General features: G+C 59.7%; 23 protein-coding genes. 15 read left to right on the top strand and 8 right to left on the bottom strand.

The window, feature by feature from the left end:
* The first annotated feature begins 93 nt into the window (after window positions 1-93).
* Window positions 94-2,967, top strand: coding sequence for an aminomethyl-transferring glycine dehydrogenase (gene gcvP, locus AC07V0_RS11745; RefSeq protein ID WP_086944373.1), 2,874 nt, complete (start codon window positions 94-96; stop codon window positions 2,965-2,967).
* 76 nt (window positions 2,968-3,043) lie between these two features.
* On the opposite strand, the gene AC07V0_RS11750 is transcribed toward gcvP, so the two are convergent.
* The 5 genes from AC07V0_RS11750 to AC07V0_RS11770 all read right to left on the bottom strand — a co-directional run bounded on the left by AC07V0_RS11750 (window position 3,044) and on the right by AC07V0_RS11770 (window position 7,122).
* Window positions 3,044-3,364 (bottom strand): DUF2388 domain-containing protein, encoded by a 321-nt coding sequence (locus AC07V0_RS11750; protein WP_018927594.1) that lies wholly within the window; start codon window positions 3,362-3,364, stop codon window positions 3,044-3,046.
* A 68-nt stretch (window positions 3,365-3,432) separates the two neighbouring features.
* Window positions 3,433-3,870, bottom strand: a complete 438-nt coding sequence (locus AC07V0_RS11755; RefSeq protein WP_018927595.1) for an NfeD family protein — start codon at window positions 3,868-3,870, stop codon at window positions 3,433-3,435.
* A gap of 11 nt (window positions 3,871-3,881) precedes the next feature.
* Window positions 3,882-4,796 (bottom strand): SPFH domain-containing protein, encoded by a 915-nt coding sequence (locus AC07V0_RS11760; protein WP_007940374.1) that lies wholly within the window; start codon window positions 4,794-4,796, stop codon window positions 3,882-3,884.
* A 99-nt stretch (window positions 4,797-4,895) separates the two neighbouring features.
* Window positions 4,896-6,680, bottom strand: coding sequence for a type IV pilus assembly ATPase TfpB (gene tfpB / locus AC07V0_RS11765; RefSeq protein ID WP_028939117.1), 1,785 nt, complete (start codon window positions 6,678-6,680; stop codon window positions 4,896-4,898).
* A 103-nt stretch (window positions 6,681-6,783) separates the two neighbouring features.
* A complete protein-coding gene (locus AC07V0_RS11770; protein ID WP_019650166.1) occupies window positions 6,784-7,122 on the bottom strand; it encodes an ACT-like domain-containing protein in 339 nt (112 codons plus the stop codon).
* Window positions 7,123-7,248: 126 nt separating this feature from the next.
* On the opposite strand from AC07V0_RS11770, the gene AC07V0_RS11775 reads away from it, so the two are divergent.
* On the top strand, window positions 7,249-7,719 hold the full coding sequence (locus AC07V0_RS11775; protein ID WP_018927598.1) for an Lrp/AsnC family transcriptional regulator: 471 nt from the start codon (window positions 7,249-7,251) through the stop codon (window positions 7,717-7,719).
* A 159-nt stretch (window positions 7,720-7,878) separates the two neighbouring features.
* On the opposite strand, the gene AC07V0_RS11780 is transcribed toward AC07V0_RS11775, so the two are convergent.
* Window positions 7,879-9,246: a CYTH domain-containing protein gene (locus AC07V0_RS11780; protein WP_018927599.1), complete on the bottom strand. Its 1,368-nt coding sequence runs from the start codon at window positions 9,244-9,246 to the stop codon at window positions 7,879-7,881.
* 177 nt (window positions 9,247-9,423) lie between these two features.
* Between AC07V0_RS11780 and argE the strand changes: the two genes are divergently transcribed.
* From argE to AC07V0_RS11835, 11 genes are all read left to right on the top strand, one after another.
* A complete protein-coding gene (gene argE, locus AC07V0_RS11785; RefSeq protein WP_086944375.1) occupies window positions 9,424-10,581 on the top strand; it encodes an acetylornithine deacetylase in 1,158 nt (385 codons plus the stop codon).
* Window positions 10,582-10,716: 135 nt separating this feature from the next.
* A complete protein-coding gene (argA, locus tag AC07V0_RS11790; protein WP_019580550.1) occupies window positions 10,717-12,015 on the top strand; it encodes an amino-acid N-acetyltransferase in 1,299 nt (432 codons plus the stop codon).
* 767 nt (window positions 12,016-12,782) lie between these two features.
* Entirely contained in the window at window positions 12,783-14,123 is a 1,341-nt protein-coding gene (locus AC07V0_RS11795; protein ID WP_064621028.1) for an OprD family outer membrane porin, read from the top strand.
* A gap of 394 nt (window positions 14,124-14,517) precedes the next feature.
* The gene (locus AC07V0_RS11800; RefSeq protein WP_064621027.1) at window positions 14,518-15,900 is read left to right on the top strand and encodes an OprD family porin; all 1,383 of its coding nucleotides are present in this window, start codon (window positions 14,518-14,520) and stop codon (window positions 15,898-15,900) included.
* Between the two features lie 291 nt (window positions 15,901-16,191).
* Window positions 16,192-16,830, top strand: coding sequence for a peroxiredoxin (locus tag AC07V0_RS11805; RefSeq protein ID WP_018928623.1), 639 nt, complete (start codon window positions 16,192-16,194; stop codon window positions 16,828-16,830).
* Window positions 16,831-17,069: 239 nt separating this feature from the next.
* Window positions 17,070-17,663, top strand: coding sequence for an NADPH-dependent FMN reductase (gene ssuE / locus AC07V0_RS11810; RefSeq protein ID WP_086944376.1), 594 nt, complete (start codon window positions 17,070-17,072; stop codon window positions 17,661-17,663).
* Window positions 17,664-17,764: 101 nt separating this feature from the next.
* Entirely contained in the window at window positions 17,765-18,730 is a 966-nt protein-coding gene (locus AC07V0_RS11815; RefSeq protein ID WP_018928625.1) for a sulfonate ABC transporter substrate-binding protein, read from the top strand.
* A gap of 25 nt (window positions 18,731-18,755) precedes the next feature.
* Window positions 18,756-19,904, top strand: coding sequence for an FMNH2-dependent alkanesulfonate monooxygenase (gene ssuD, locus AC07V0_RS11820; protein WP_018928626.1), 1,149 nt, complete (start codon window positions 18,756-18,758; stop codon window positions 19,902-19,904).
* A 9-nt stretch (window positions 19,905-19,913) separates the two neighbouring features.
* Window positions 19,914-20,696: an aliphatic sulfonate ABC transporter permease SsuC gene (gene ssuC / locus AC07V0_RS11825; protein WP_019580555.1), complete on the top strand. Its 783-nt coding sequence runs from the start codon at window positions 19,914-19,916 to the stop codon at window positions 20,694-20,696.
* Window positions 20,693-21,499: an aliphatic sulfonates ABC transporter ATP-binding protein gene (ssuB, locus tag AC07V0_RS11830; RefSeq protein WP_086944378.1), complete on the top strand. Its 807-nt coding sequence runs from the start codon at window positions 20,693-20,695 to the stop codon at window positions 21,497-21,499. Before ssuC ends, ssuB begins: the two co-directional genes overlap by 4 nt.
* Before the next feature lie 34 nt (window positions 21,500-21,533).
* The gene (locus tag AC07V0_RS11835; RefSeq protein ID WP_003229256.1) at window positions 21,534-21,749 is read left to right on the top strand and encodes a TOBE domain-containing protein; all 216 of its coding nucleotides are present in this window, start codon (window positions 21,534-21,536) and stop codon (window positions 21,747-21,749) included.
* Between the two features lie 95 nt (window positions 21,750-21,844).
* Here AC07V0_RS11835 and AC07V0_RS11840 read toward each other — a convergent pair whose 3' ends face one another.
* Both AC07V0_RS11840 and AC07V0_RS11845 read right to left on the bottom strand, forming a co-directional pair.
* Window positions 21,845-22,480 carry a TetR/AcrR family transcriptional regulator gene (locus tag AC07V0_RS11840; protein ID WP_018928629.1) on the bottom strand — a complete coding sequence of 212 codons (636 nt, stop codon included), beginning with the start codon at window positions 22,478-22,480 and terminating at the stop codon, window positions 21,845-21,847.
* 240 nt (window positions 22,481-22,720) lie between these two features.
* Entirely contained in the window at window positions 22,721-24,097 is a 1,377-nt protein-coding gene (locus tag AC07V0_RS11845; RefSeq protein WP_018928630.1) for a glutamine synthetase family protein, read from the bottom strand.
* Between the two features lie 278 nt (window positions 24,098-24,375).
* On the opposite strand from AC07V0_RS11845, the gene AC07V0_RS11850 reads away from it, so the two are divergent.
* The gene (locus tag AC07V0_RS11850; RefSeq protein WP_064621023.1) at window positions 24,376-25,152 is read left to right on the top strand and encodes a gamma-glutamyl-gamma-aminobutyrate hydrolase family protein; all 777 of its coding nucleotides are present in this window, start codon (window positions 24,376-24,378) and stop codon (window positions 25,150-25,152) included.
* Between the two features lie 38 nt (window positions 25,153-25,190).
* Window positions 25,191-26,549 carry a glutamine synthetase family protein gene (locus AC07V0_RS11855; protein WP_018928632.1) on the top strand — a complete coding sequence of 453 codons (1,359 nt, stop codon included), beginning with the start codon at window positions 25,191-25,193 and terminating at the stop codon, window positions 26,547-26,549.
* The last annotated feature ends 58 nt before the right edge of the window (window positions 26,550-26,607 follow it).

Raw genomic sequence — 26,607 nt, forward strand, 5'->3', positions numbered from 1 at the left:
CGACAGCGCCACGCCATCCGTGCCGGTATCGACTGCTATGCTGGTTTGACCGAGTTGCATCGACGCTGAGCGCCAGTCATGAGAGAGCCCGTCATGTCCCAGTTGCCGTCCTTGAGCCAGTTACGCGACCCCAATACCTTCCTGCGCCGCCACCTCGGGCCCGATGCCGCCGAGCAGCAGGCGATGCTCGACAGCCTGGGCCTTGGCAGCCGCGTCGAGTTGATCGAGCAGACGGTGCCGCCGGGAATCCGCCTGAACCGACCGCTGGACCTGCCGCCGGCCCTCGATGAGGTAGCCGCACTGGCCAAACTGCGCGGCTACGCCGAACAGAACCAGGTCTGGACCAGCCTGATCGGCATGGGGTATCACGGCACCCTCACGCCAGCCGTCATCCTGCGCAACGTTCTGGAAAATCCCGGTTGGTACACCGCTTACACGCCTTACCAACCGGAGATTGCCCAAGGCCGGCTCGAAGCGCTGTTGAATTTCCAGCAACTGACCATCGACCTGACCGGCTTGGAACTGGCCAACGCCTCGCTGCTGGATGAAGCCACGGCGGCCGCCGAGGCCATGGCGCTGGCCAAGCGTGTCGCCAAGTCCAGAAGCAATCTGTTCTTCGTCGACGAAAACTGTCACCCGCAGACGATTTCTGTGGTGCAGACCCGGGCCGAAGGGTTCGGTTTCGACCTGGTCATCGACGCTGTGGATAACTTGAAGCAGCATCAAGTGTTCGGCGCGTTGCTGCAATATCCCGACACCCATGGCGAAATTCGCGACCTGCATCCGCTGATCGATCATCTGCATGCTCAGCAAGCCTTGGCCTGCGTCGCCACCGACCTGCTCAGCCTGTTGTTGCTGACTCCGCCGGGAGAGTTGGGCGCCGATGTGGTGTTCGGTTCATCCCAGCGCTTCGGCGTGCCCATGGGGTACGGCGGCCCGCACGCGGCGTTTTTTGCCAGCCGCGACGAGTACAAACGGGCGATTCCCGGGCGGATCATCGGCGTGTCGAAAGATGCTCGCGGCAATGTCGCCCTGCGCATGGCCCTGCAAACCCGCGAGCAACACATTCGCCGGGAGAAGGCCAACTCGAATATCTGCACCGCCCAGGTGCTGCTGGCCAATATCGCCAGTTTCTATGCGGTCTACCATGGTCCGGAAGGGCTCAAAAATATTGCCCAGCGTGTCCATCGGCTGACCTGCATCCTCGCCGCCGGCCTGGAACGCCATGGCGTTACACGTGTGAACCAACAGTTCTTCGACACGCTGACCCTGGAGGTCGGTGGCACTCAGACCGCGATCATCGAAAGTGCCCAGGCGGCGCAGATCAACTTGCGCATTCTCGGTCGCGGGCGGTTGGGCCTGAGCCTCGACGAAACCAGTGACGAAACCACCGTGGCGAAGCTGTTCGATGTGTTTCTCGGTGCCGATCATGGGCTCAACGTCGAGGAACTGGATGCTGAGACCCTGGCGTCCGGCATTCCTGCAGGATTGCAGCGCAGTACGCCTTATCTGCGTCATCCGGTGTTCAACGCCCATCACAGCGAAACCGAAATGCTGCGTTACTTGAAGCAGCTGGAAAACAAAGACCTGGCGCTCAATCAGTCGATGATCCCGCTGGGCTCCTGCACCATGAAGCTCAATGCCACCAGCGAGATGATCCCGATCACCTGGCCGCAGTTTGCCAACCTGCACCCGTTCGTGCCGAAAGAGCAGGTGGTGGGTTATTCCTTGATGATCGAGGAACTGGAACGCTGGCTCTGCGCGATCACCGGTTTCGATGCAATCTGCATGCAGCCCAACTCGGGCGCCCAGGGCGAGTACGCCGGGTTGCTGGCAATCCGCAGATATCACGAGAGCCGTCATCAGGGCGCGCGGGATATCTGCCTGATCCCGTCTTCGGCCCACGGCACCAACCCGGCCTCGGCGCAAATGGCCGGGATGCGGGTGGTGATCGTCGAGTGCGACGAGGCGGGTAATGTCGATCTGGAAGACCTTAAAGAAAAGGCCATCGAGGCGGGGGACAAACTCGCCTGCCTGATGGCGACTTATCCTTCGACCCATGGGGTCTACGAGGAAGGCATCAGCGAGATCTGTGAAGTTATCCACCGCCATGGCGGTCAGGTATACATGGATGGCGCCAACCTCAACGCGCAAGTCGGGTTGGCGCGGCCGGCAGACATCGGCGCCGACGTGTCGCACATGAACCTGCACAAGACTTTCTGTATTCCCCACGGCGGTGGTGGGCCGGGGATGGGCCCGATTGGTGTCCGGGCGCACCTGGCGCCGTTTGTCGCCAATCACCCGGTGGTGCCGATCGATGGCCCGCTGCCGGGGAACGGAGCGGTAAGCGCAGCCCCTTGGGGCAGTGCAAGCATTCTGCCGATCAGCTGGATGTACATCGCGATGATGGGGCCGCAACTGGCGGATGCGAGTGAGGTGGCGATCCTCGCCGCGAATTACCTGGCGCAGCATTTGTCCGGGGCGTTCCCGGTGCTTTACACCGGGCGCAACGAGCGCGTGGCCCACGAATGTATCCTCGACTTGCGTCCGCTCAAGGTGCTGACCGGGATCAGCGAAGAAGACGTTGCCAAACGCCTGATGGACTACGGCTTCCATGCGCCGACCATGTCATTCCCGGTGCCGGGGACGTTGATGGTCGAACCGACCGAGAGTGAATCGAAGGCGGAACTGGACCGTTTTATCGATGCGATGCTGAGCATTCGCGCGGAAATCAACGAGGTGCAGAACGGCAACTGGCCGGCGGAGGACAACCCGCTGAAGCGTTCGCCGCATACCCTGGCCGACATCACCGGTGTCTGGGAGCGGCCGTACAGCATCGAGCAGGCGGTGACGCCGGATGCACACACCAAGGCCCATAAGTACTGGCCGGTGGTGAACCGTGTGGACAATGTCTACGGCGATCGCAACCTGTTTTGCGCGTGTGTGCCGGTGGATGAATACCGCTGAAGTCACTCGCCCCGACAAATCAGGGGTGAAAAAATGCCGCTCATTTAGAGCGGCATTTTTTGTTCAGCAACGAACCTTACTTCGAGGCGATGGCATTCTTCGCCAGGATGGCGTTCGCCAGTTCCATGTCCGTGGCTTGCAGGCCAGGGTTTTCAGCGCGGACTTTCTGCATGGCGGCTTCCAGATAGGGGCCGCGAATGGCGCCGTCACTGGCGACAAAGCTACCGGCGTCGTCCTGGGCGGCGACGATCAGCTTGTGATCCCTGGAGGTCAGGTAGGACGTACCGGTGGTGGCACCGGAAGTAAGGACGTTACGCAAAAAGCTGTCATCAGCCATCGCCGAACCGACTTGAAGGGACAACACGGCGACGGTAGCGACAGCAAGTTTGAGACGCATAAAAGGTGACTCCACTGGGTTTTAACTGCGGCCTTTGATTGCCAATAACCCAATCGAGTTCCGTGACGTTAGTCGGCCCGCTCCACCAGTAAAATCGCCCCTTGTTGCCCGATCACCCGAACACGGCTGCCGGACGCGGCATCAGGCCCTCGGGCCATCCACACACCGTCGGCGACCTTGATCTTGCCGCGGCCATCGACAATCGCTTCAGTGACCACGAACACCTTGCCGATCAGCTCTTGCCCTCGCAGGTTCAGGTTCGGCTGATCGCTGGCCCGCACCACACTGCGCTGACGTCTCCACCAGTACAGGGCGGTGAGGATCGAAAAAACGGCAAACAACAGCACCTGCCATTCCCAGGGTAAACCCGGTATCAGGAACTTCAGCACGCCGACGGCGGCGGCTGCCATGCCGATCCACAGCAGATAACCGCCGGCACCGAACACCTCGAGGATCAGCAACAGCGCACCCAGGGCCAGCCAGCTCCAGAACGAGAACAGTTCCATGGGCGGCGACCTCAGCCTTTCTTGCCGTCGAAGGTGGCCTTGACGATTTCGCCGATGCCGCCGACTGCACCAATCATCGAACCGGCTTCGAGCGGCATCAGGATCACTTTGCTGTTGTTGGCCGAGGCCAGTTTGCCCAAGGCATCAATGTACTTCTGTGCGACGAAGTAGTTGACCGCCTGCACGTTACCGCCGGCGATGGCTTCGGACACCACTTTGGTGGCCTGGGCTTCGGCCTGGGCCTGACGTTCCCGGGCCTCGGCTTCGAGGAACGCCGCCTGACGACTGCCCTCGGCTTCGAGAATCTGCGCCTGTTTCTTGCCTTCGGCGGTGAGGATCGCCGAAGCGCGCAAACCTTCGGCTTCCAGAATCTGTGCGCGCTTGATCCGCTCGGCTTTCATCTGGCCGGACATGGCGGCCATCAGGTCGGCGGGAGGGCTGATGTCCTTGATCTCGATCCGGGTGATCTTGATGCCCCACGGCGCCGTGGCTTCGTCGACGGTGCGCAGCAGTTTTTCGTTGATGTTGTCGCGCTGGCTGAGCATCGCGTCCAGCTCCATGGACCCGAGCACGGTGCGGATATTGGTTTGCAACAAATTGCGCACGGCATGTTCGAGGTTGTTCACCTCGTAGGCGGCCTGGGCAGTATTGACCACCTGGAAGAAGCACACGGCGTCGATCTGCACGGTGGCGTTGTCGGCGGTGATGACTTCCTGGGGCGGAATGTCCAGCACGCTTTCCATCACGTTGATCTTGCGGCCGATGCGGTCCATCACCGGAATGATGATGCTCAGGCCTGGCTTGAGGGTGTTGGTGTAACGGCCGAAGCGTTCGACCGTCCATTCAAACCCTTGGGGCACCACTTTGAAACCCATGAAAAGAATGGCCACGACCAGCGCGACGAAGAGAATCAGTGCAATGCTCATAACGGTCCCTGTCCAGTCTGGATTGAGTTGCGATGACCAGAGTGTAGGGCAAAAGGTTTGGATGCGACTTGGGGGAAGTATCCGAGCGCAATCTGTAACCTATTTCTGCTCACTCTGCGGTGTCACCCGCAACACCTCTTCAATCGTGGTCAACCCCGCCGCTACTTTCTGCGCCCCCGACAACCGCAAACTGCGCATGCCTTCCTTGAACGCCTGACGCCGGACCGCCAGCAAGTCGGTGTCGGGGTTGATCAGCGCTTTGATGCCATCCGTCAGCTGCATGATTTCGTAAACCCCGGCGCGACCGCGATAGCCGGTTTCGCGGCATTCCAGGCAACCGATGGCGCGCTGGGCATTGGTCGGCAGTGGCGCTTGCCAAGGCCGGGTCAGGGTTTGCCAATCGTCTTCGCCCAACGTCAAGGGGGCCTTGCAGTGAGGGCATAACGTACGCACCAGGCGCTGGGCCATGACCCCGAGTACCGTGGCCTTGATCAGGTAATGCGGCACGCCGAGTTCCAGCAGGCGGCTGATGGCACTCGGGGCATCGTTGGTGTGCAATGTCGACAGCACCAGGTGCCCGGTGAGTGCCGCCTGAATTGCCATCTCGGCGGTTTCGAGGTCGCGGATCTCGCCGATCATGATGATGTCCGGGTCTTGTCGCATCAGCGCGCGCACGCCGGCGGCAAAGGTCAGGTCGATGTTGTGCTGGACCTGCATCTGGTTGAACGCCGGTTCGACCATTTCGATCGGGTCTTCAATGGTGCAGAGGTTGACCTCCGGCGTCGCCAGTTTTTTGAGGGTGGTGTACAGCGTGGTGGTCTTGCCCGAACCGGTTGGCCCGGTCACCAGAATGATGCCATTGGGCTGGCGGATCATGTCTTGCCAGCGGCGCAGGTCCTCGGCGGAAAAACCCAGTTGATCGAAGTCCTTGAGCAGCACTTCCGGGTCGAAGATCCGCATCACCATCTTCTCGCCGAACGCTGTCGGTAATGTCGACAACCGCAGCTCGACTTCGCCGCCGTCCGGGGTCTTGGTCTTGACCCGGCCGTCCTGGGGTTTGCGTTTTTCCGCAACGTTCATCCGCCCCAGGCTTTTCAGGCGACTGACGATGGCCATGGTCACCTGCGGCGGGAATTGATAGACGTTGTGCAGCACGCCGTCGATGCGAAAGCGCACCGTGCCTTGCTCGCGCCGGGGTTCGATGTGGATATCGCTGGCCCGCTGCTGGAACGCGTACTGGAACAGCCAATCGACGATGTTGACGATGTGCGCATCGTTGGCGTCCGGCTCCTGGTCGCTGGCGCCGAGGTTGAGCAATTGTTCGAAGTTGCCCAGGTTGCTTGTCTTCTGATCGGCGTTGGTGGCGCCGGTGACCGATTTAGCCAGGCGGAAAAACTCCACGCTGAAGCGCTGGATATCCACCGGGTTGGCCACCACGCGCTTGATCGGCAGTTTCAATACGTGGGTCAGGTCGACTTCCCAGCCGCTGACGAAGGGCTGGGCGCTGGCCACGGTGACGGCATCACGGTCGATGGCCACCGCCAGAATCTTGTGGCGTTGGGCGAAGGCATAGGACATCAGCGGCGTAATGGCGGCGACGTTGATTTTCAGTGGGTCGATGCGCAAGTAAGGCTGGCCGGCCTGCTGGGACAGCCACAGCGTCAGGCTTTCCAGATCGAGGTGTTTACCGGGACGGCTGAGATCGTCCAGATGTTGGCTGGCGATGAACTCCAGCGGATGTTGCTGAGCATTGGTGGCGTGACGGCGGCGGGCGTTGAGTGCGTGTTCGGCAGAGTCCTGGCTGACAAAGCCCTGGGCGACCAGTTCACGCAGCAAATCGTTAAGGTCCAGCCAGCGGTCCTGAGTGGCAAGTTGAACGGACATGCGGGCTCCTTATGAACAACCGTTCGCAAAGGATAGCTGGGCACCCGCAGACCGTTGGGCCACTACCCGACCAACACGTGTCGGGTTTTTTCAGGGGAGGGGGTCAGCCCGCTGCCTGCGCCGGCTCCTGCCACGCCGAATCGGCCGCTTGCAGATTCACCGAGCAGACGCTGATCAGGTTACGCAGTTTTTCCGCGATCACCTGGGCTCGGTGCCAGCTCAGGCCGTCCATGACGATGTCGATCGACAGCAGATCGTCCAGGCGCTGCACGTTGACCTGCTGCGGCGTCAGAAACTGCAAGGCGAACAGATTGAGCGCGCGGCACAGCAGATCCGGCTCGGCCTCGGCCAGCAGTTGGTATTGAACGCGGCAGTGGGCGTTGCTGACGTTCCAGACATCGGCGCGGGCGGGCGGGGTGTTCACGGCTTCGAGGGGCGGCATGGTCAGGCTCCAAAATCATTGGAGGAATTTTTACATTCGGTGTGGGGTATTTCTTATCTATGATTGGGCTTGTTGACGATTTATCGAATCGATCAATTCAAGATCATATTAATTTCAGGTTTTTCTATGCATAGCGAGCTGGATGGCTACGACCGCAAGATTCTCGCGTTGCTGCAAGAGGACGCTTCGCTCTCCAGCGCGCAGATCGCCGAACAGGTGGGACTCTCGCAGTCGCCCTGCTGGCGGCGGATCCAGCGGATGAAGGAGGAGGGGATCATTCGCGGTCAGGTGACGTTGCTTGACCGCAAGAAAATCGGCCTGAACACGCAGATCTTCGCCGAGATCAAACTCAACGCCCACGGACGTTCGAACTTCACTGAGTTCACCGAAGCGATTCGCGGTTTTCCCGAAGTGCTGGAATGTTATGTGCTGATGGGATCGGTGGATTTCTTGTTGCGGATCGTCACGGCAGACATCGAGGCTTATGAGCGTTTCTTCTTCGAGAAACTGTCGATGGTGCCGGGGATACAGGAGGTCAACTCGATCGTGGCTTTGTCGGAAATCAAATCCACGACGAGTTTGCCGGTGTTGCGTTGATGATGTTCGAGGGCCTTTGTGGCGAGGGAGCTTGCTCCCGCTGGAGTGCGAAGCGCTCCTAATCCGGCCATTGCGGTATGCCAGACAAACCGCGATGCCCGGATTACGACTGCTTCGCAGCCGAACGGGAGCAAGCTCCCTCGCCACAGGTGTTGGGTGTTACATGCGCAATAGCATTTTCCAGGCGCGATTCTGATACACCGCAATCGCCTGCTGCTTACGCGCATCCAGCGACTCATCGGTGATCGGCTCGTTAGCCAGCAGGGCAAGCTGTTTCAGCTCACCGTACAGGCGATCCATTTCCGGGATGTCCAGCACGCTACGGGCGTGGTGCAGCCAGGCCTGGATACGCTCGATGCGCGGCAGTTGCTCGGCCAGGTCTTCCGGCTGTTGCTGGTAACGCTGCAGTTGCAGCGAGTTGGCTTCTTCGCCCAGAAGGCGTGGCAGCCAGCTGCCCAGTTGCGCGGCGCCCTGGCGATTGCCACGGGTGTTGCGATCGGCAGCCCAGGTACGGGCCAGCAACCAGCGCGAAGTGTTCAGCGAGAACAGGCCCCAGCGCGGATCTTCCAGCTCTTCGAGGAACTGCTCCGGCGCGGCTTTGCGCACGTCTTCGTCGTCCAGGCCGGCCTGTACCAGCGGGCGCCAGTCTTCCAGCAAGGCATCCAGCGCGACCCGCAGATCGTGAGTCGACTGACGCGGCGCGGCTTGACCGAGGCTACTGATCAGCGCGCGCATTTCAGCGAGGTTTTCGACCCAGTCCTGCAGCAGGCGCCAGTGGCCATTAAAGCGATATTGCTCGGCCAGGCGCTGGCTGCTGCCAAGCAAATGCCAGCACAAGGCGGCGAACGCATCGTCCAGTGGCATTTCGGCGGTGATCTGCGGCGCCGGCAAGCTCAGCGAGTAGCTGTTGGCGTCGAACAGGCGATAACCGCGTTCGGCCTTGCTGATGTCGCATGGCATCAGCGGCAGGGTCGCGGCCAGTTCGGCGGCCAGTTCCAGCAGTGCGGCCGGCTCGCCTTCGCGCAGTTCCAGTTCCAGCTCGCAGATTTCTTCTTTCTGCTTGCCGACCACCACGTGGCCCAGGTCCAGCGCGGCTTCGATGACCACTTTGGTCTTGCCACGGCCCCAGGCGATTTCCGCGCGTTCACGCACGAAATCGGTGGTGAAGATGGCTTTCAGGGTTTTCTTGTCCAGTTCGGCCAACTGCTCGGGCCAGCATTCGCCGTCGAGCTTCTTCACGTCGAGTTTGGCTTTGGGCAGGTGCCAGTCGTACTCGTGACGTTCGGACAGACCGGCGACGCTCTGGCCGCGGGTCTTGAGGGTCTGAATCACTTCTTCGCCATCGCGGCGCAGGCGCAGGGCAACCTTGGCGCGGGCCAGGTCGCGCTCGGGCGTGTCGAAGTACTGGTTCATCAACTCACGGCGTTCCCAGCCACTTTTGTTGCGTTTCTTCAGTAACGGGTGCTCGCGCAGGGCGGCGAGGGTTTCGCGGCTGACGCGGAGTTTGATTTCGGTTTCTTTCTGCATGGCCGGAAAATCCAGGATCGGGAGCGCAGCCGGGGAAATGTGTGGCTGCCAAGGTCGTGCAGTGTACAGGACTCAAGGGTTGTAGGGTCTGTTGACGCTTGGTGACGGCCGCGACGGTTTATTCCTGTCGCCGGATGGCTCTATGATGGACTTCAATTCGGGAGTTGGGAGTCAGCGATGCCTTTGCCGTCCATGAAAGATCAGTTCGCTGCGCTGATCGCCGCGCCGTCCGTCAGCTGTACCCAACCGAATCTGGATCAAACCAATCGGCCGGTCATCGACTTGTTGGCGACATGGCTCGGGGAGCTGGGTTTTGCCTGCGACATCCAGCAGGTCAGCTCCGGCAAGTTCAACCTGCTGGCCAGTTTCGGTTCCGGTCCCGGCGGCCTGGTGCTGGCCGGTCACAGCGATACGGTGCCGTACGACGCGGCGCTGTGGCAGACCGATCCGCTGAAACTGACGGAAGTGGATGGCCGTTGGGTCGGTCTGGGCAGTTGCGACATGAAGGGCTTTTTTGCCCTGGCCATCGAAGCCGTCAAACCCTTGCTCGAGCAACCATTCAAGCAACCCTTGCTGATTCTTGCGACCTGCGATGAAGAAAGCTCGATGTCCGGTGCGCGTGCCTTGGCCGAAGCCGGGCGACCACTAGGTCGTGCGGCGGTGATTGGCGAGCCGACGGGGTTGAAACCGATCCGTCTGCACAAAGGCGTGATGATGGAGCGCATCGATATCCTCGGTCAGAGCGGTCACTCCTCGGACCCGAGCCTGGGCCATAGCGCCCTTGAAGCCATGCACGATGCCATCGGCGAACTGCGCGGCTTGCGTCTGGCGTGGCAGCGGGAATTTCGTAATCCACAGTTCAGTGTGCCGCAGCCGACGATGAATTTCGGCTGCATTCACGGTGGCGATAACCCCAACCGCATCTGCGGCCAGTGCTCGCTGGAATTTGACTTGCGTCCGCTGCCGGGCATGGACCCCAGTGCCCTGCGCGCGGCGATTTTGCAGAAGCTCAACCCTATTGCCGCACGGCACCAGGTGAAGATCAATTACGCGCCATTGTTCCCCGAAGTGCCGCCATTCGAGCAGGCCGAGGACTCGGAATTGGTGAGGGTCGCCGAAAAGCTCACCGGCCATCGCGCCGAAGCAGTGGCGTTCGGCACAGAAGCGCCTTATCTTCAGCGCCTTGGCTGTGAAACACTGGTCTTGGGCCCCGGCGATATCGCCTGCGCCCACCAACCGGGGGAATACCTCGAAATGTCACGTTTGCAGCCTACCGTGCATCTATTACGTCAACTGATCGAACATTACTGCCTGACGCCGGCGTCGCTCGTATAAATTGCCAGTGTCACTACCCGTACTTATGAGGAGAGCGCGCGTGTCGCCAAGCCTGTTCCGACGATAACCATCAGCCCGCTGTGCGTTTACTGCGTTACTCTTTTTTCGGCTGCTATTTATTACAGGCCCAGGTTCATGCCCGAATACGTCAATTGGCTTCGTCACGCTTCGCCTTACATCAACGCCCACCGCGATTGCACCTTCGTCGTCATGCTGCCCGGCGACGGTGTGGAGCACCCGAACTTCGGCAATATCGTCCACGACCTGGTGCTGCTGCACAGCCTGGGCGTGCGACTGGTGCTGGTTCACGGTTCGCGTCCGCAAATTGAAACCCGCCTCGCTGCTCGCGGCCTGACCCCGCACTACCACCACGGCATGCGCATCACCGATGCGGCGACGCTGGAGTGCGTGATCGATGCGGTCGGCCAACTGCGCATCGCCATCGAAGCGCGGTTGTCCATGGACATGGCCTCGTCGCCGATGCAGGGCTCGCGCCTGCGGGTGGCCAGCGGCAATCTGGTCACTGCGCGGCCGATCGGCGTGCTCGAAGGTGTCGATTATCACCACACCGGCGAAGTGCGCCGGGTCGACCGCAAGGGCATCAATCGCCTGCTGGACGAACGCTCCATCGTGCTGTTGTCGCCGTTGGGTTACTCGCCGACCGGCGAAATCTTCAACCTCGCCTGCGAAGACGTCGCGACCCGCGCGGCCATCGACCTGGGCGCAGACAAGTTGCTGCTGTTCGGCGCCGAGCTCGGTCTGCTGGATGAACAGGGTCGTCTGGTTCGCGAGTTGCGTCCGCAACAAGTGCCGGCACACCTGCAACGCCTGGGCAGCAACTATCAGGCCGAGCTGCTGGATGCGGCCGCTGAGGCATGCCGGGGCGGTGTGGCGCGCAGTCATATCGTCAGCTACGCCGAAGACGGCGCGCTGCTGACCGAACTGTTCACCCGTGACGGTGGCGGTACGCTGGTGGCCCAGGAGCAATTCGAGGTGGTGCGCGAGGCGGCCATCGAGGACGTCGGCGGTTTGCTGGACTTGATCAGCCCGCTGGAAGAGCAGGGCATTCTGGTACGCCGTTCCCGCGAGGTGCTGGAGCGTGAGATCGAGCAGTTCAGTGTGGTCGAGCGTGAAGGCATGATTATCGCCTGCGCGGCGCTGTATCAGATTGCCGATTCGGATGCGGGGGAGCTGGCGTGCCTGGCGGTGAACCCGGAGTACCGTCATGGCGGTCGCGGTGATGAATTGCTGGAGCGCATCGAAACCCGCGCCCGGGCTCAGGGCCTGAAAACCCTGTTCGTGCTCACCACCCGGACCGCCCACTGGTTCCGTGAGCGGGGTTTCGTGCCGAGCAGCGTCGATCGCTTGCCGTCGGCGCGGGCGTCGCTTTACAACTATCAGCGTAATTCGAAGATCTTCGAAAAAGCCCTCTGACTGAGCGGCTGTGATCGTTCCCACGCTCCGCGTGGGAATGCAACCCGGGACGCTCCGCGTTCCATCGAGAGCCGAACGCAGAGCGTCCGAAGAGGCATTCCCACGCAGAGCGTGGGAACGATCATCACTCAGTGACGTATTTGGCGCTGACATACGGCGAATAATCCGGCAGCACCGTTTCTACCTTCCCTTGCTCCCGCAAGAACTTCGCCATCTCTCCAATCGTCTTCGTCGTGCCGCCAATGCACCGCGGTCTGCTGCGCGGCGCTGACCACTTACGAACCGCGATTGAAACGACGCCAATCGACTTTATGGCCTATGGTTTCTCGAATCGCCGTCGGCTCGAAGGCCTGCGGTGGGGGGGGACGCCGGTTTGATAGCCGAACGCGAGCGTCGTCGCCTGAGTGGAAAGAGAAAATATTAGCGATACACAAACTGTAACAAATTGACTAGATAGTGCGCGTTTAGCCATGATGGCGTCGCCTTTTCGATAGGGATTGACGCGTACGGGATGTGCCAAAGCCAATGGGAATAAAAAAAGGCTGGTAAATACCCTTTAGGAATTAGCTTTTGGGCCAATGCCGTTATATCCGGTTCGATGAGCCGCCGGCAGGGACTCAATATTCGACGTTAGACCTTGGTCGTAGACACACATGGTTACGATTGACTTGGTAGTCACGGTCTGGCGCTAATCGCGCATCTGTGGATCCAGGGCTCTCGACCCAAGACCAAAGAACACAAAAATTAGAAAACGAGAGGAGCGAAACATGAATAAGTCCACCTTAGCCCTGGCTGTGGCCGTGGGGGTTTTGGCGCAGCAGGCAGGCGCAGCGGGTTTCCTGGAAGATAGCAAGGCTTCCGTCAGTTCTCGCACGATGTATTACGACGCTGACGTACGTGAAGGAGCGAGCACTCCTGCTAACAGACAGCGAGAAGCCGCTGAGGGTCTCAAGTTCGATTACCTGTCCGGGTTCACCCAGGGTACCGTTGGTTTCGGTATCGACGCCCAGGCACTGGTCGGCATCCATCTGGATGGCGGCAGGGGACATCACCCGCTCGGTAACAGCAACTCCTTCTTCCCGAGCGACGGCGACAGGTCCGCCGACGAGTGGAGTCGTCTGGATGGCAACGTCAAGGCGCGCTTCTCGAAGACCGAGGCCCACTTGGGTGGCGCTTTGGCACCTAACTTGCCGATCCTGATCGCGAACGACAGCCGTGTGCTGCCGCAGACCTTTGACGGTGGCACCATCACCTCGAAGGAAATTGACAATGTGACCTTCAACTTGGGTCAACTGGAGCACGCGTCGGGTCGCGCCTCCTCCAACAGGACTGGCCTGGCAGTCGCTGGCGGTACTCATGACAGCAACCAGTTCCGTTACGCCGGTGCTGACTGGAAAGTCACCAAAGACCTCACGCTGCAGTACTACTACGCGAACCTGGAAGACTACTACAAGCAGAACTTCCTCGGCCTGGTGCACGTCTACCCGATCGCCCCGAACCAGTCGTTCAAGACTGATATTCGTTATTTCGACAGCAGCTCCGATGGCAAGAACGGCGACGTCGGCTACCGCTTCAACAACAACAATGGCTACGCCAAGAATCCAGGCGAGGTCGATAACAAGACCTGGAGCGCGACGTTCACCTACACCCTGGGTGGCAGCGCGTTCCTGCTTGGTCATCAGCGTGTCAGCGATGACGGCGGCTTTGTCTTCTTGAACCAGGGCAGCCTGATCGATAGCAAAGGTCGTCCAGAAGGTGCCGGTGGCGCCAGCTTCTACTCGTTCACCGACGCCACCGTGGGCAGCTTCATCCGTGCCGGTGAAAACACCACGTACGGTCAGTACTCCTATGACTTCGCCTCACTGGGCGTGCCAGGTTTGAAAGCTTCGATTGCTTACCTCGATGGCCGAGACATCAAGGCAACCAACGGCGTGGGTAAAGACCTGAATGAGCACGAGACCGACGCGCGTGTGGACTACGTGATTCAAACGGGCCCACTCAAAGGGTTTGGCACGACTCTGCGTCACGGTACTTACAGCGGTAATACCAGCACCGCTGACCAAGACCAGACCCGTCTGATCTTCAACTACACCTACAGCTTCCTGTAATAACCCTCAAAAAAAGCCTCGCCTGTTGGCGAGGTTTTTTTTGGTGTGTTTTTTTATATTCCAAAAAAATAGCTTAAGTTGATTATTTATTCTTTTTTGTTTTTTACCCAAGTCTATAAAATGAATCCATCAGGTACTCATTGGCAGCGACACGAGTATCGGATTCAGCACCCCCGATTTTGAAGATCAAGGAATTGGTTCATGAGCCGATACCTTATGTCCCGGCATGGATATATATGCCTAAATGGCATTAAAAAATACTGCAATAAATCTTTTGGTTTGTCATGTCGGCAAAAACAAGGGGGCTGACCACCCGGCGCTCATTGCGCATCTTTGGATCCGGGCACTCGACCAGGACCAGGAACCCAGAATTAGAAATGAGAGGAGCGAAACAATGAACAAGTCCACCTTGGCCCTGGCTGTGGCCGTAGGGGTTTTGGCGCAGCAGGCAGGCGCCGCCGGTTTCATCGAAGACAGCAAGGCTACATTGGGGCTGCGTAACTTCTACATCAACACCGATAACCGCGATTCCGACGCGGGTACCGCCAAGGTCAAGGCCAACGGCGTTCAAAGCAAGAACGAGGAATGGGGCCAAGGTTTCGATCTGCGCTTCACTTCCGGCTACACACAAGGCACTGTCGGCTTCGGTATCGATGCCATCGGCCTGTTGGGCGTGCGTCTGGACACCGGTGGCGGTACTAACGGCGCCACTTCGACTTCTTACGGCGGCACTGTTTTCCCAAGTGAGTCCAACGGCAAAGCGGTTGATAACTTCTCCAGCCTGGGCCTGACTGCCAAAGCCAAGATTTCCCAGACCGAATTGAAGTTGGGTACCCTGCAGCCAAAACTGCCGGTGATCGTGACCAACGACGGTCGTCTGCTGCCGCAAACCTTCCAGGGCGGTCAGATCACCTCGAACGAAATCAAAGACCTGACACTGGTCGGCGGTCAGATCGAGCACGCCAAGGGGCGTAACTCCAGCAACAACGAAGAGTTGTCGATCGCTGGTGCCAACGCTCACACTGCTGCCGGTCGTGACAGCAACAAGTTCATCTATGGCGGTGGCGACTACAAAATCACCAAGGACCTGACCGCCCAGTACTACTACGGCAACCTGGAAGATTTCTACAAGCAGCACTTCCTGGGTCTGGTTCACAACTGGTCGATTGGTCCAGGTGTGCTGAAGTCTGACTTCCGTTACTTCAACAGCCGTAACGATGGCGCCAACGGCCATGACTCTGCCTATTTCACTACAGGTGACTACGGAACCGGCATTACCAAAGGTAAAGTCGACAATAACCTGTATAGCGGTCTTTTCCTGTACTCGGTTGCCGGTCACACCTTCGGCGGCGGTTACCAGGTCAGCAATGGTAATAGCGACTTCCCTTGGCTGAACCAGGGTGATGGCTCGTCGGCTTACCTGACTACCGACAGCCAGATCGCCAAGTTTGCCCGTGCTGGCGAACGTACCTGGCAAGCTCGCTACGCGTTCGATTTTGCCAAAGTCGGCGTCCCAGGCCTGACTGCGGGCATGGTTTATCTGCGTGGCGATAACATCGACACAACCGGTAAAGTGGGGGCAGCTCAGACTAGCGTCAACGCAACTGGCCGTTCCGAGTGGGAACGCGACCTGACCCTGGCGTACGTAGTACAAGAAGGTCCGTTGAAAAACCTGGGCCTCACCTGGAAAAACGCCATGTGGCGCAACGACATCCCAGGTCAGCGCGACCAGGACGAAAACCGTCTGATCGTCAGCTACTCGATCCCGCTGTTGTAATAGCGCTCGCATAACCGACGAAAAAAAGCCCCGCCCGGCATCACGCCGGGCGGGGCTTTTGCGTTTTCAAGGCGGGCTCACCCCCGTAAACCCTCCTTGAAGTTCCCTTTTTGCAACAACTCAAGGCCTTCTCGAACCTTGGGATCGATGTTCGTCCCGATGGCGGATCAGGTCCAGTGAACAGATCTTTAATATTTCTTTATGATCTAAATAAATTGATATTTATTCTTTTTAATTAAATTGGAACGCAGGCACAGTTGAGCTCAACAAGCACTCACCAGGAGCAGCACCATGAGCCTCAGACTTGGCGATATCGCCCCCGATTTCGAACAGGATTCCAGCGCCGGCACCCTCCGTTTCCACGAATGGCTGGGCGATAGCTGGGGCGTGCTGTTTTCCCATCCGGCAGACTTTACGCCGGTGTGCACCACCGAGCTGGGCTTCACCGCCAGGCTCAAGGATGAATTCGCCCAGCGCGGCGTCAAAGCCATTGCCCTTTCCGTGGACCCGGTGGATTCGCATCACAAGTGGATCGAGGACATCAACGAAACCCAGAACGCCATCGTCAATTTCCCGATCCTCGCCGATGCGGACCGTAAAGTGTCCGACCTGTACGACCTGATCCATCCGAATGCCAACGACACTTTGACCGTGCGCTCGTTGTTCGTGATCGATCCGAACAAGAAGATCCGGCTGACCATCACTTACCCGGCGAGTACCGGCCGTAACTTCAATGAGATTCTGCGGGTAATCGATTCGCTGCAGCTCACCGACAACTACAAGGTGGCCACACCGGCCAATTGGCAGGACGGTGATGAGGTGGTGATCGTGCCGTCGCTCAAGGACGAAGATGAAATCCAGCGACGTTTTCCCAAGGGTTACCGTGCGGTGAAACCGTACCTGCGCCTGACGCCGCAGCCGAATCGTTAACGTCAAAAGATCGTTCCCACGCAGAGCGTGGGAACGATCATGTCTACCAAAGCAGGGGATTTTCAGGCCGTTTCGACGGCCTGTTTTTTTGTCCGGAAAAAGACAAACAGCATATTCACTTAAGATATAACCAAATGAATAAATATGATTTATGGATATATGAATCACCTGTTAAGGTCATTCCATCGACGCGAGATCGCAAGCTGCGAATCGCCAACACCGCTCAAGGAATTGTCTGAATGCTGGTCGTCTCACTCGGTGGCAGCCCCAGCCTACGCTCCCGTTCCGGGGTGTTGCTGGAGCGCGCCAAACGCTGGTTGCAAGAGCAAGGTGTGGAAGTGGTGAGTTATCAGGTACGGGACTTCCCGGCTGAAGATTTACTGCATGCCCGTTTCGACAGCCCGAAGGTGATCGATCTGTTGCAACAGATTGATAACGCCGACGGCCTGCTCATCGCCACACCGGTTTACAAAGCCTCGTTCTCCGGCGCGTTGAAAACCGTACTGGATTTGCTGCCCGAGCGCGCTCTGGCCCACAAAGTGGTTCTGCCCATGGCGACCGGCGGCAGCATCGCCCACATGTTGGCGGTGGATTACGCGCTCAAGCCAGTGCTGTCGGCGTTGAAGGCCCAGGAAATGCTCCACGGGATTTTCGCCGTAGACAGTCAGATCGCTTACGGCGAAGGCAGCACCCAGGCGCAGTTGGCTCCCGAGCTTGCACAACGACTGAGTGAATCGCTGGAGCTGTTCTACAGCGCCATGGCTCGCCGGCCCAAGCCGCTCGATCCAAACCTGTTGAACGAACGTTTGTTGAGTGCTCGCTGGAGCATTTAAGCCAGCCCTCAAGCAACATCTGAATTTGAAGTACTCACCTTACTGGCCCGCTAACGGGCAAGCAGGTGCAGCCAAAACCCAACTGCAAAAAGGAGAGCGCCATGCGCCCTGTCATTTTGCGTCGTGGTCTGGTCGCTCTGTTTGCTGCGGCTGTGTCCTTCGGCGTCATTACTCAAGCCCAAGCCGAGACTTTGCGAATCGGCTATCAGAAATACGGCACCCTGGTGCTGCTCAAAGCCAAAGGCACTCTGGAAAAACGCCTCGCCGCCCAAGGTGTGGACGTGCAATGGACGGAGTTCCCCGGCGGCCCGCAACTGCTTGAAGGCCTGAACGTCGGCTCCATCGACTTCGGCGTCACCGGCGAAACGCCTCCGGTTTTCGCCCAGGCCGCGGGCGCCGATCTGCTCTACGTCGCTTATGAACCGCCAGCGCCCCACAGCGAAGCGATCCTGGTGCCGAAGGGCTCGCCGATCAAATCGGTGCAGGAACTCAAGGGCAAGAAAGTCGTGCTCAACAAAGGCTCGAACGTGCACTACCTGCTGGTGCGTGCGCTGGAAGACGCCGGCCTCAAATACACCGATATCCAGACCGTGTTCCTGCCGCCCGCCGATGCCCGCGCCGCATTCGAGCGCGGCAGCGTCGATGCCTGGGTGATCTGGGACCCGTACCAGGCTGCCGCCGAACAGCAACTGCAAGCGCGCACCTTGCGCGATGGCAAAGGCATCGTCGACAACCATCAGTTCTATCTGGCGACCAAGCCTTATGCGCAGAAAAATCCTCAAGTGATCAAAACCCTGGTGGAAGAAGTGCGCGCGGTCGGTGAATGGTCCCGGGCCAACCCCGAGGACGTCACCCGACAGGTTTCGCCACTGCTCGGCCTGCCAGCGGACATCACCCTGACTTCGGTGAAGCGCCAGGGCTACGGCGCGCTGTTCCTGACCCCTGAGGTGGTCGCCGCCCAACAGAAAATCGCCGACAGCTTCTACCAGCTCAAGCTGATTCCCAAGCCCTTGAGTATCAAGGACGTGATCTGGACGCCACCGGCAGCCGTCGCCAAAGCGCCGTAATTCGATTCCCCAAGGAGACCACTCCATGAGCCTCAATATCTTCTGGTTCCTGCCTACCCACGGCGACGGCCATTACCTTGGTACCGCCGAAGGCGCTCGCGCCGTCGACCACGGTTACTTGCAACAAGTCGCGCAAGCGGCGGATCGTCTGGGTTTCGGCGGGGTGCTGATTCCCACCGGTCGCTCCTGCGAAGATTCGTGGCTGGTGGCTGCCTCGCTGATCCCGGTGACCCAGCGTTTGAAATTCCTCGTCGCCCTGCGCCCCGGGATCATTTCCCCGACGGTGGCGGCGCGTCAGGCCGCGACCCTGGATCGTCTGTCCGGCGGCCGTGCGCTGTTCAACCTGGTCACCGGTGGCGATCCGGAAGAACTGGCCGGCGACGGTCTGTTCCTCAGTCACGAAGAGCGCTATCAGGCCTCGGTGGAATTCACCCGCATCTGGCGCCGGGTACTGGAAGGCGAAACCGTCGATTACGACGGTCAGCACATCAGCGTGAAGGGCGCCAAGTTGCTCTATCCGCCGATCCAGCAACCGCGTCCGCCGCTGTATTTCGGCGGCTCGTCGGAAGCGGCGCAGGATCTGGCGGCGGAGCAGGTCGAAATGGTCCTGACCTGGGGTGAGCCACCGGCCGCCGTTGCCGAGAAAATCGCACAGGTTCGCGCCAAAGCCGCGAAGCTCGGGCGCACCGTGCGTTTCGGTATTCGCCTGCATGTGATCGTTCGCGAAACCAACGCCGAGGCGTGGCAAGCGGCGGATCGACTGATCTCTCATCTGGACGATGACACCATTGCCCGCGCCCAGGCTTCTCTGGCGCGTTTCGATTCGGTCGGCCAGCAACGCATGGCCGCTTTGCATGGCGGCAGTCGCGACAACCTGGAAGTCAGTCCCAACCTCTGGGCCGGTGTCGGTCTGGTGCGCGGCGGGGCCGGTACGGCGCTGGTCGGCGATGGTCCGACCGTGGCCGCTCGGGTGAAGGAATACGCCGATCTGGGCATCGATACGTTCATCTTCTCCGGTTATCCACACCTGGAAGAATCCTATCGGGTGGCCGAGTTGCTGTTCCCGCACCTGGACATCGAGCGCCCGGAACTGCCGAAAAGCGCCGGTTACGTCAGCCCGTTCGGCGAGATGGTGGCCAACGACATTCTTCCCAAAGCCGCGTCCCAGAGCTGAGGCGTGGCCATGAAGAAAACTATCCACAGCCTCGCACCCTGGGTGTTGCCGATTCTGTTGCTGGCGGTATGGCAGTTGTCGGTGTCGGAGGGCTGGTTGTCGACGCGGATTCTGCCGGCGCCCATCGCGGTGATCGAAGCCGGTGTGAGCCTGTTCCGCAGCGGTGAAATCTGGACTCACCTGGCTATCAGCGGCTGGCGCGCGGCACTCGGGTTCGCCATCGGCGGCGGCATTGGCCTGGCGCTGGGCTTTATCACCGGCCTGTCGAAGTGGGGCGAACGCCTGCTCGACAGTTCGGTGCAGATGATCCGCAACGTACCGCACCTGGCGCTGATTCCGCTGGTGATCCTGTGGTTCGGCATCGATGAGTCGGCGAAGATTTTCCTGGTGGCGTTGGGCACGTTGTTCCCGATCTACCTCAACACGTACCACGGCATCCGCAACGTCGATCCGGCGCTGGTGGAAATGTCCCGCAGTTATGGCCTGTCCGGTTTCAGCCTGTTCCGTCAGGTGATCCTGCCGGGTGCGCTGCCTTCGATTCTGGTCGGCGTGCGTTTTGCCCTGGGCTTCATGTGGCTGACCCTGATCGTCGCCGAAACCATCTCCGCCAACGCCGGCATCGGCTACCTGGCAATGAATGCCCGGGAATTCTTGCAGACCGACGTAGTGGTACTGGCGATTCTGTTGTATGCCGTGCTCGGCAAACTCGCTGATCTCGCGGCCCGTGGACTTGAACGCGTGTGGCTGCGCTGGCATCCGGCCTATCAGGTTGCCAAGGGAGGTGCCGCATGACGGCTCAACAACCTCCACGCCTGCTGCGCGGAATCCCGCTGGCAGCGCGCAAGCTGCAAAAGACCTTCGGTTCGCGGCAAGTGCTGCGTGAAATCGACCTGCACATTCCTGCCGGGCAGTTTGTGGCGGTGGTCGGGCGCAGCGGTTGCGGCAAAAGCACCTTGCTGCGCTTGCTCGCCGGTCTCGACAAACCTACGGCTGGCGAGTTGTTTGCTGGCTCCGCGCCGCTGAGTGCCGCCCGGGAAGACACCCGGCTGATGTTCCAGGAAGCGCGGTTGCTGCCGTGGAAGAAGGTCATCGACAACGTCGGTCTCGGGCTCAAGGGCAACTGGCGGCCGCAAGCACTGGACGCGTTGGAGTCGGTCGGCCTGGCGGACCGCGCCCACGAATGGCCGGCGGCACTGTCCGGTGGCCAGAAGCAACGCGTGGCCCTGGCCCGCGCGCTGATCCATCAACCGCGCCTGCTGTTGCTCGACGAACCGCTGGGGGCACTGGATGCCCTGACCCGTATTGAAATGCAGCAACTGATTGAACGGCTCTGGCAGAAGCACGGTTTCACCGTGTTGCTGGTGACCCACGACGTCAGTGAGGCGGTGGCGATTGCCGATCGGGTGATTCTGATTGAAGAGGGCGAAGTCGGCCTCGACCTGGCAGTCGAATTGCCGCGCCCTCGGGTTCGCGGCTCCCATCGGCTGGCGGCGCTGGAAACCGAAGTGCTCAACCGCGTGCTGTCGGTACCCGGCCAACCGCCGGAACCGGAACCTGTTTCACCATTGCCCACGCAATTGCGCTGGGCTCAATAACGTTAAAACTCATCCAACGACAGGAATCAACATCATGACTATCAAAGCCATCAACGTTCGTAACCAGTTCAAAGGCTCGATCAAGGAAATCGTGCTCGGCGACGTCCTCTCGGAAATCGACGTGCAGACTGCCTCCGGCATCGTCACTTCGGTGATTACCACTCGTTCGGTGAAAGAGCTGGAACTGGTGGTCGGCAGCGAAGTGATCGCGTTTGTGAAATCCACCGAGGTGTCGATCGCCAAGTTGTAAGTGCGTGCGCCAACAACAACCCCGGAGGGTGTGAGCCCTTCGGGGTTTTTTATGCGTGCAGTGGTAGTGGTGGTGTATTCGAAGGCCGCGATTTTTTAAAGCGCTACGCGCTTGGGCAGGTACGGCGGCAAATACAGCCCGAGGTAGGCATCAAACACCCGCATCCCTTCTTCAGCCATGCGCGGCGTGATCTGCCCATGTTGCTGCACCGAGCGCGCATACACTCGATCTCCCAGCTCCATGGCCAGGGCAAACACATCGACATCTGTCGGCAGCCTTGGCAGCTCGAAGTGATGGTCGAACAGTTTGTGCATCAGGTCGCCGAGTTCGATGTCGTGCTGGCGGTCAGCCTGGGTGACTTCGGTCAGACCGTGCTGGGCGAGGATGAGTTGGCGGGCAGCGGCGTCTTCGTCGTAGATGTCGAGCATGCGTTGCTCCACCAGTCGCGACAGATCGCGCCAGCCGTTGAGGGCGTGGTGGTCGATGGGCGCTTGCAGGCAAGCACGGAACGCGGCGTGGACGTCGGCGGTCAGGGCTTCGAGCAGGGCCGGGACGCTGGCGAAAAAGTGGTAGACGGAGGAGGGCGGGATCTCTGCGCGTTCAGCGACGCTGTAGATCGACAGACTGGCCACGCCCTCGGCGGCCAGCAGCGTGCGGGCGGCATCGAGTATCGAGTCGATCCGGGCCTGGCTGCGTGCGCGGGGTTTGCGTGGGGTGGCGAGTCGGGTCATTGAAGTCTCCTGCAGGGCAGCGGGCATTGTACGCAGAGCGCAGAGATGATCCATACCCCGTTGGAGTGCGCAGCAGTCCCCAATCCAGCTAACTCGGTATCCCTGATACAACGAGATTGCCGTTTTTGGGCTGCTACGCAGCCCAACGGGGGCAAGCCCCCTCGCCACAATGTTTAGTGGTTGGCCATAAAAAAACGCCGCAGGCGGTAAGGCCGGCGGCGTTGTTTTTACGGCAACCGTTTACACGGTATGCAGGTACCAGTTGTACTCGAGGTCGGAGATGGAGTGTTCGAACTCCTCCAGCTCGCTCTCTTTACAGGCGACGAAGATATCGATGTATTTCGGATCGATGTACTTGGCCATGACTTCGCTGTCGTCCAGCTCGCGCAGTGCATCGCGCAGGTTGTTCGGCAGGCTTTGCTCGTTCTGCTCGTAGCTGTTGCCTTCCACGGGCGCGCCCGGCTCGATCTTGTTGACCAGGCCGTGGTGCACGCCGGCCAGGACCGAGGCCATCAGCAGGTACGGGTTGGCATCGGCGCCAGCCACACGGTGTTCAATGCGCACGGCATCGGAGGAGCCGGTTGGTACGCGAATCGCCACGGTGCGGTTGTCCAGGCCCCAGCACGGCGAGTTCGGCACGTAGAACTGCGCGCCGAAACGACGGTAGGAGTTGACGTTCGGGCAGAGGAAAGCCATCTGCGCCGGCAGGGTCTCGAGCACACCGCCGATCGCGTGACGCAGTGCGGCGTTCTGCTCGGGATCCTCGCTGGCAAAAATGTTTTTGCCATCTTTATCAAGAATCGAGATGTGGACGTGCAGACCATTACCCGCCTGGCCTGGATAAGGCTTGGCCATGAAGGTGGTGTCCATCTCATGGTCGTAGGCGATGTTTTTGATCAGACGCTTGAGCAGCACCGCGTAGTCGCAGGCCTTTATAGGGTCGGCCACGTGGTGCAGGTTCACTTCGAACTGCGCCGGGGCGCTTTCCTTGACGATCGCGTCGGCAGGGATGCCTTGCTCTTTCGCACCTTCCAGAATGTCCTGGAGGCAGTCGACATATTCATCCAGATCGTCGATCAGGTAGACCTGGGTCGAGTGCGGACGTTTGCCGGAGATCGGCGAGCGCGGCGGTTGCGGGCGACCGTTCACGTTTTCCTGGTCGATCAGGTAGAACTCCAGTTCGAACGCGGCGCAGATGGTCAGGCCCATCTCATCGAACTTGGTCACCACTTGACGCAGGACTTCGCGCGGGTCGGCGAAGAAAGGTTCACCTTCGAGTTCGTGCATGGTCATCAGCAGTTGCGCAGTCGGGCGCTTCTGCCAGGGCTCATTGCACAGGGTGTCGGGGATTGGATAGCAGATTCGGTCAGCATCGCCGATGTCCAGGCCCAGGCCGGTGCTTTCCACCGTCGAGCCATTGATATCCAGAGCAAATAGAGAGGCCGGCAGGTTGATGCCTTTCTCGTAAACCTTGTGGAGGCTGGTGCGTTCGATGCGCTTGCCGCGCACCACACCATTCATATCCGCAATCAGAAGGTCAACGTACAGAACCTCAGGATGTTCCTTAAGGAACGCGTTCGCTTCGTTAAGCTGAACGGCACGCGGGGGTACCGACATGATGCAACACCTTTGTTGTTAAAAATATCAATCATTGATCTTTTCAGATTCCAGTCAACCCGAACGGCATGCCGAAGTCAAGCGAGGCCTTTTTTGCCCTAAAAAAGCGCTCGAAAGGCTTTTTTGAGGCACTTTGGGGCGTATTTTTGTCTTCTGACGTCTTGGCGCCCGCGGGCTTGAGCGGGCCGTGTTGTATTTTTTACGGGGGTGTTGTGTAAAAAAATGAACAAGGCTAAGCTCGATTCAAACCCATAACAGCAATAATACCGGGGTGCTTCATGTCTCGCCTGCCGTTAATCGGCGTCACCGCCTGCTCAAAGCAGATCGGTCTGCATGCTTATCACATCAGTGGCGACAAATACGTACGCGCCGTGGCTTCAGCTGCCAAAGGCCTGCCGTTGATTCTTCCATCCCTGGCAGATCGACTGGCGCCGTCCGATATTCTGGACGCTCTGGACGGCATTCTTTTTACAGGCTCTCCTTCTAATATAGAACCGTTTCACTACAACGGCCCGGCCAGCGCGCCGGGTACTGCTCATGATTCTGCACGCGATGCCACCACTCTCCCGCTGATCCGCGCCGCTGTCGAGGCTGGCGTTCCCGTGCTCGGTATCTGCCGCGGCTTCCAGGAAATGAATGTGGCGTTCGGTGGCAGCCTGCATCAGAAGGTCCACGAGGCCGGTCCCTTCATGGACCACCGTGAAGACGACAGCCTGCCGCTCGAAGGGCAGTACGCCCCCAGTCACCCGGTACACGTCCAGCCGGGTGGTGTACTTGCGGGGCTGGGCCTGGCGAGCGACATTCAAGTCAACTCGATTCATGGTCAGGGCGTCGAGCGGCTGGCGCCGGGCCTTCGTGTGGAAGCTGTGGCGCCCGATGGGCTGATCGAAGCGGTCTCTGTGATCGAAGGCAAGGCTTTTGCTTTAGGCGTGCAATGGCATCCCGAATGGCAGGTAAGCTTGAATCCTGACTACCTTGCGATTTTCCAGGCATTTGGCGATGCCTGCCGCAAGCGCGCATTACAACGCGACGCCGATGCGTCAAACAACGCCTGACTTATAAAAGTCAGGAAACTCAAGCCTAAGAGGCATTTATGAGTAACAACCTCGACCAGCTCACCGATTGGTTGAAAGACCACAAGATCACAGAAGTCGAATGCATGATTGGCGACCTGACCGGCATCACCCGGGGCAAGATCTCGCCGACCAATAAGTTCATCGCCGAAAAAGGCATGCGCCTGCCCGAAAGCGTTCTGTTACAGACCGTGACCGGCGACTATGTCGAAGACGACATCTATTACGAACTGCTCGACCCGGCCGACATCGACATGGTCTGCCGCCCCGACCAGAACGCCGTGTTCCTGGTGCCCTGGGCCATCGAACCCACCGCCATCGTGATCCACGACACCTACGACAAGCAGGGCAACCCGATCGAGCTGTCGCCGCGCAACGTGCTCAAGAAGGTACTGAAACTCTACGCCGACCACGGCTGGCAGCCGATCGTGGCGCCGGAAATGGAGTTCTACCTCACCAAGCGCAGCGATGACCCGGACTACCCGTTGCAACCGCCGATTGGCCGTTCCGGCCGTCCGGAAACCGGTCGCCAGTCGTTCTCCATTGAAGCGGCGAACGAATTCGACCCGTTGTTCGAAGACGTCTACGACTGGTGCGAATTGCAGGAGCTGGACCTCGACACGTTGATCCACGAGGACGGCACTGCGCAGATGGAAATCAACTTCCGTCACGGCGATGCCCTGTCCCTGGCCGACCAGATTCTGGTGTTCAAACGCACCATGCGAGAAGCCGCACTCAAGCACAACGTGGCGGCGACCTTCATGGCCAAGCCCATGACTGGCGAGCCGGGCAGTGCCATGCATTTGCACCAGAGCATCATCGACATCGAGACCGGCAAAAACGTCTTCTCCAATGAAGACGGGACCATGAGCCAGCTGTTCCTCCATCACATCGGCGGTTTGCAGAAATTCATCCCTGAGTTGCTGCCGCTGTTCGCGCCCAACGTCAATTCGTTCCGCCGCTTCCTGCCGGATACCTCGGCACCGGTGAACGTGGAGTGGGGCGAAGAGAACCGCACCGTGGGCCTGCGGGTTCCGGATGCCGGGCCGCAGAACCGTCGGGTGGAAAACCGTCTGCCGGGTGCCGACGCCAACCCTTACCTGGCCATCGCCGCCAGCCTGTTGTGCGGCCTGATCGGGATGCTCGAAGGGCATAACCCGAGTGCCCCGGTGGTGGGGCGTGGTTACGAGCGGCGCAATCTGCGCCTGCCGTTAACCATCGAAGACGCGCTGGATCGTATGGAAAACAGCAAGACCATCGAAAAGTATCTGGGCAAGAAATTCATCACAGGCTACGTCGCGGTCAAGCGGGCCGAGCATGAAAACTTCAAGCGCGTGATCAGTTCGTGGGAGCGGGAGTTCCTGCTCTTCGCCGTCTGATGCGCCGGGCGCGACAAGGGGCGTGATTGCCCTCTGACGTCGCGCCGTCACTGCAATC

The organism is Pseudomonas sp. GW821-FHT01E10 (assembly GCF_059422365.1).

Coding starts and splice junctions, on each gene's coding strand:
- ssuD (WP_018928626.1), top strand. CDS start 18,756: ATGAGCCTCAATATCTTCTGGTTCCTGCCTACCCACGGCGACGGCCAT.
- AC07V0_RS11770 (WP_019650166.1), bottom strand. CDS start 7,122: ATGCCGCCCCTCGAAGCCGTGAACACCCCGCCCGCCCGCGCCGATGTC.
- AC07V0_RS11805 (WP_018928623.1), top strand. CDS start 16,192: ATGAGCCTCAGACTTGGCGATATCGCCCCCGATTTCGAACAGGATTCC.
- AC07V0_RS11755 (WP_018927595.1), bottom strand. CDS start 3,870: ATGGAACTGTTCTCGTTCTGGAGCTGGCTGGCCCTGGGTGCGCTGTTG.
- AC07V0_RS11835 (WP_003229256.1), top strand. CDS start 21,534: ATGACTATCAAAGCCATCAACGTTCGTAACCAGTTCAAAGGCTCGATC.
- ssuE (WP_086944376.1), top strand. CDS start 17,070: ATGCTGGTCGTCTCACTCGGTGGCAGCCCCAGCCTACGCTCCCGTTCC.
- AC07V0_RS11800 (WP_064621027.1), top strand. CDS start 14,518: ATGAACAAGTCCACCTTGGCCCTGGCTGTGGCCGTAGGGGTTTTGGCG.
- AC07V0_RS11760 (WP_007940374.1), bottom strand. CDS start 4,796: ATGAGCATTGCACTGATTCTCTTCGTCGCGCTGGTCGTGGCCATTCTT.
- AC07V0_RS11775 (WP_018927598.1), top strand. CDS start 7,249: ATGCATAGCGAGCTGGATGGCTACGACCGCAAGATTCTCGCGTTGCTG.
- AC07V0_RS11855 (WP_018928632.1), top strand. CDS start 25,191: ATGAGTAACAACCTCGACCAGCTCACCGATTGGTTGAAAGACCACAAG.
- argA (WP_019580550.1), top strand. CDS start 10,717: ATGCCCGAATACGTCAATTGGCTTCGTCACGCTTCGCCTTACATCAAC.
- ssuB (WP_086944378.1), top strand. CDS start 20,693: ATGACGGCTCAACAACCTCCACGCCTGCTGCGCGGAATCCCGCTGGCA.
- AC07V0_RS11840 (WP_018928629.1), bottom strand. CDS start 22,480: ATGACCCGACTCGCCACCCCACGCAAACCCCGCGCACGCAGCCAGGCC.
- AC07V0_RS11845 (WP_018928630.1), bottom strand. CDS start 24,097: ATGTCGGTACCCCCGCGTGCCGTTCAGCTTAACGAAGCGAACGCGTTC.
- AC07V0_RS11750 (WP_018927594.1), bottom strand. CDS start 3,364: ATGCGTCTCAAACTTGCTGTCGCTACCGTCGCCGTGTTGTCCCTTCAA.
- ssuC (WP_019580555.1), top strand. CDS start 19,914: ATGAAGAAAACTATCCACAGCCTCGCACCCTGGGTGTTGCCGATTCTG.
- AC07V0_RS11815 (WP_018928625.1), top strand. CDS start 17,765: ATGCGCCCTGTCATTTTGCGTCGTGGTCTGGTCGCTCTGTTTGCTGCG.
- AC07V0_RS11850 (WP_064621023.1), top strand. CDS start 24,376: ATGTCTCGCCTGCCGTTAATCGGCGTCACCGCCTGCTCAAAGCAGATC.
- gcvP (WP_086944373.1), top strand. CDS start 94: ATGTCCCAGTTGCCGTCCTTGAGCCAGTTACGCGACCCCAATACCTTC.
- argE (WP_086944375.1), top strand. CDS start 9,424: ATGCCTTTGCCGTCCATGAAAGATCAGTTCGCTGCGCTGATCGCCGCG.
- AC07V0_RS11795 (WP_064621028.1), top strand. CDS start 12,783: ATGAATAAGTCCACCTTAGCCCTGGCTGTGGCCGTGGGGGTTTTGGCG.
- tfpB (WP_028939117.1), bottom strand. CDS start 6,680: ATGTCCGTTCAACTTGCCACTCAGGACCGCTGGCTGGACCTTAACGAT.
- AC07V0_RS11780 (WP_018927599.1), bottom strand. CDS start 9,246: ATGCAGAAAGAAACCGAAATCAAACTCCGCGTCAGCCGCGAAACCCTC.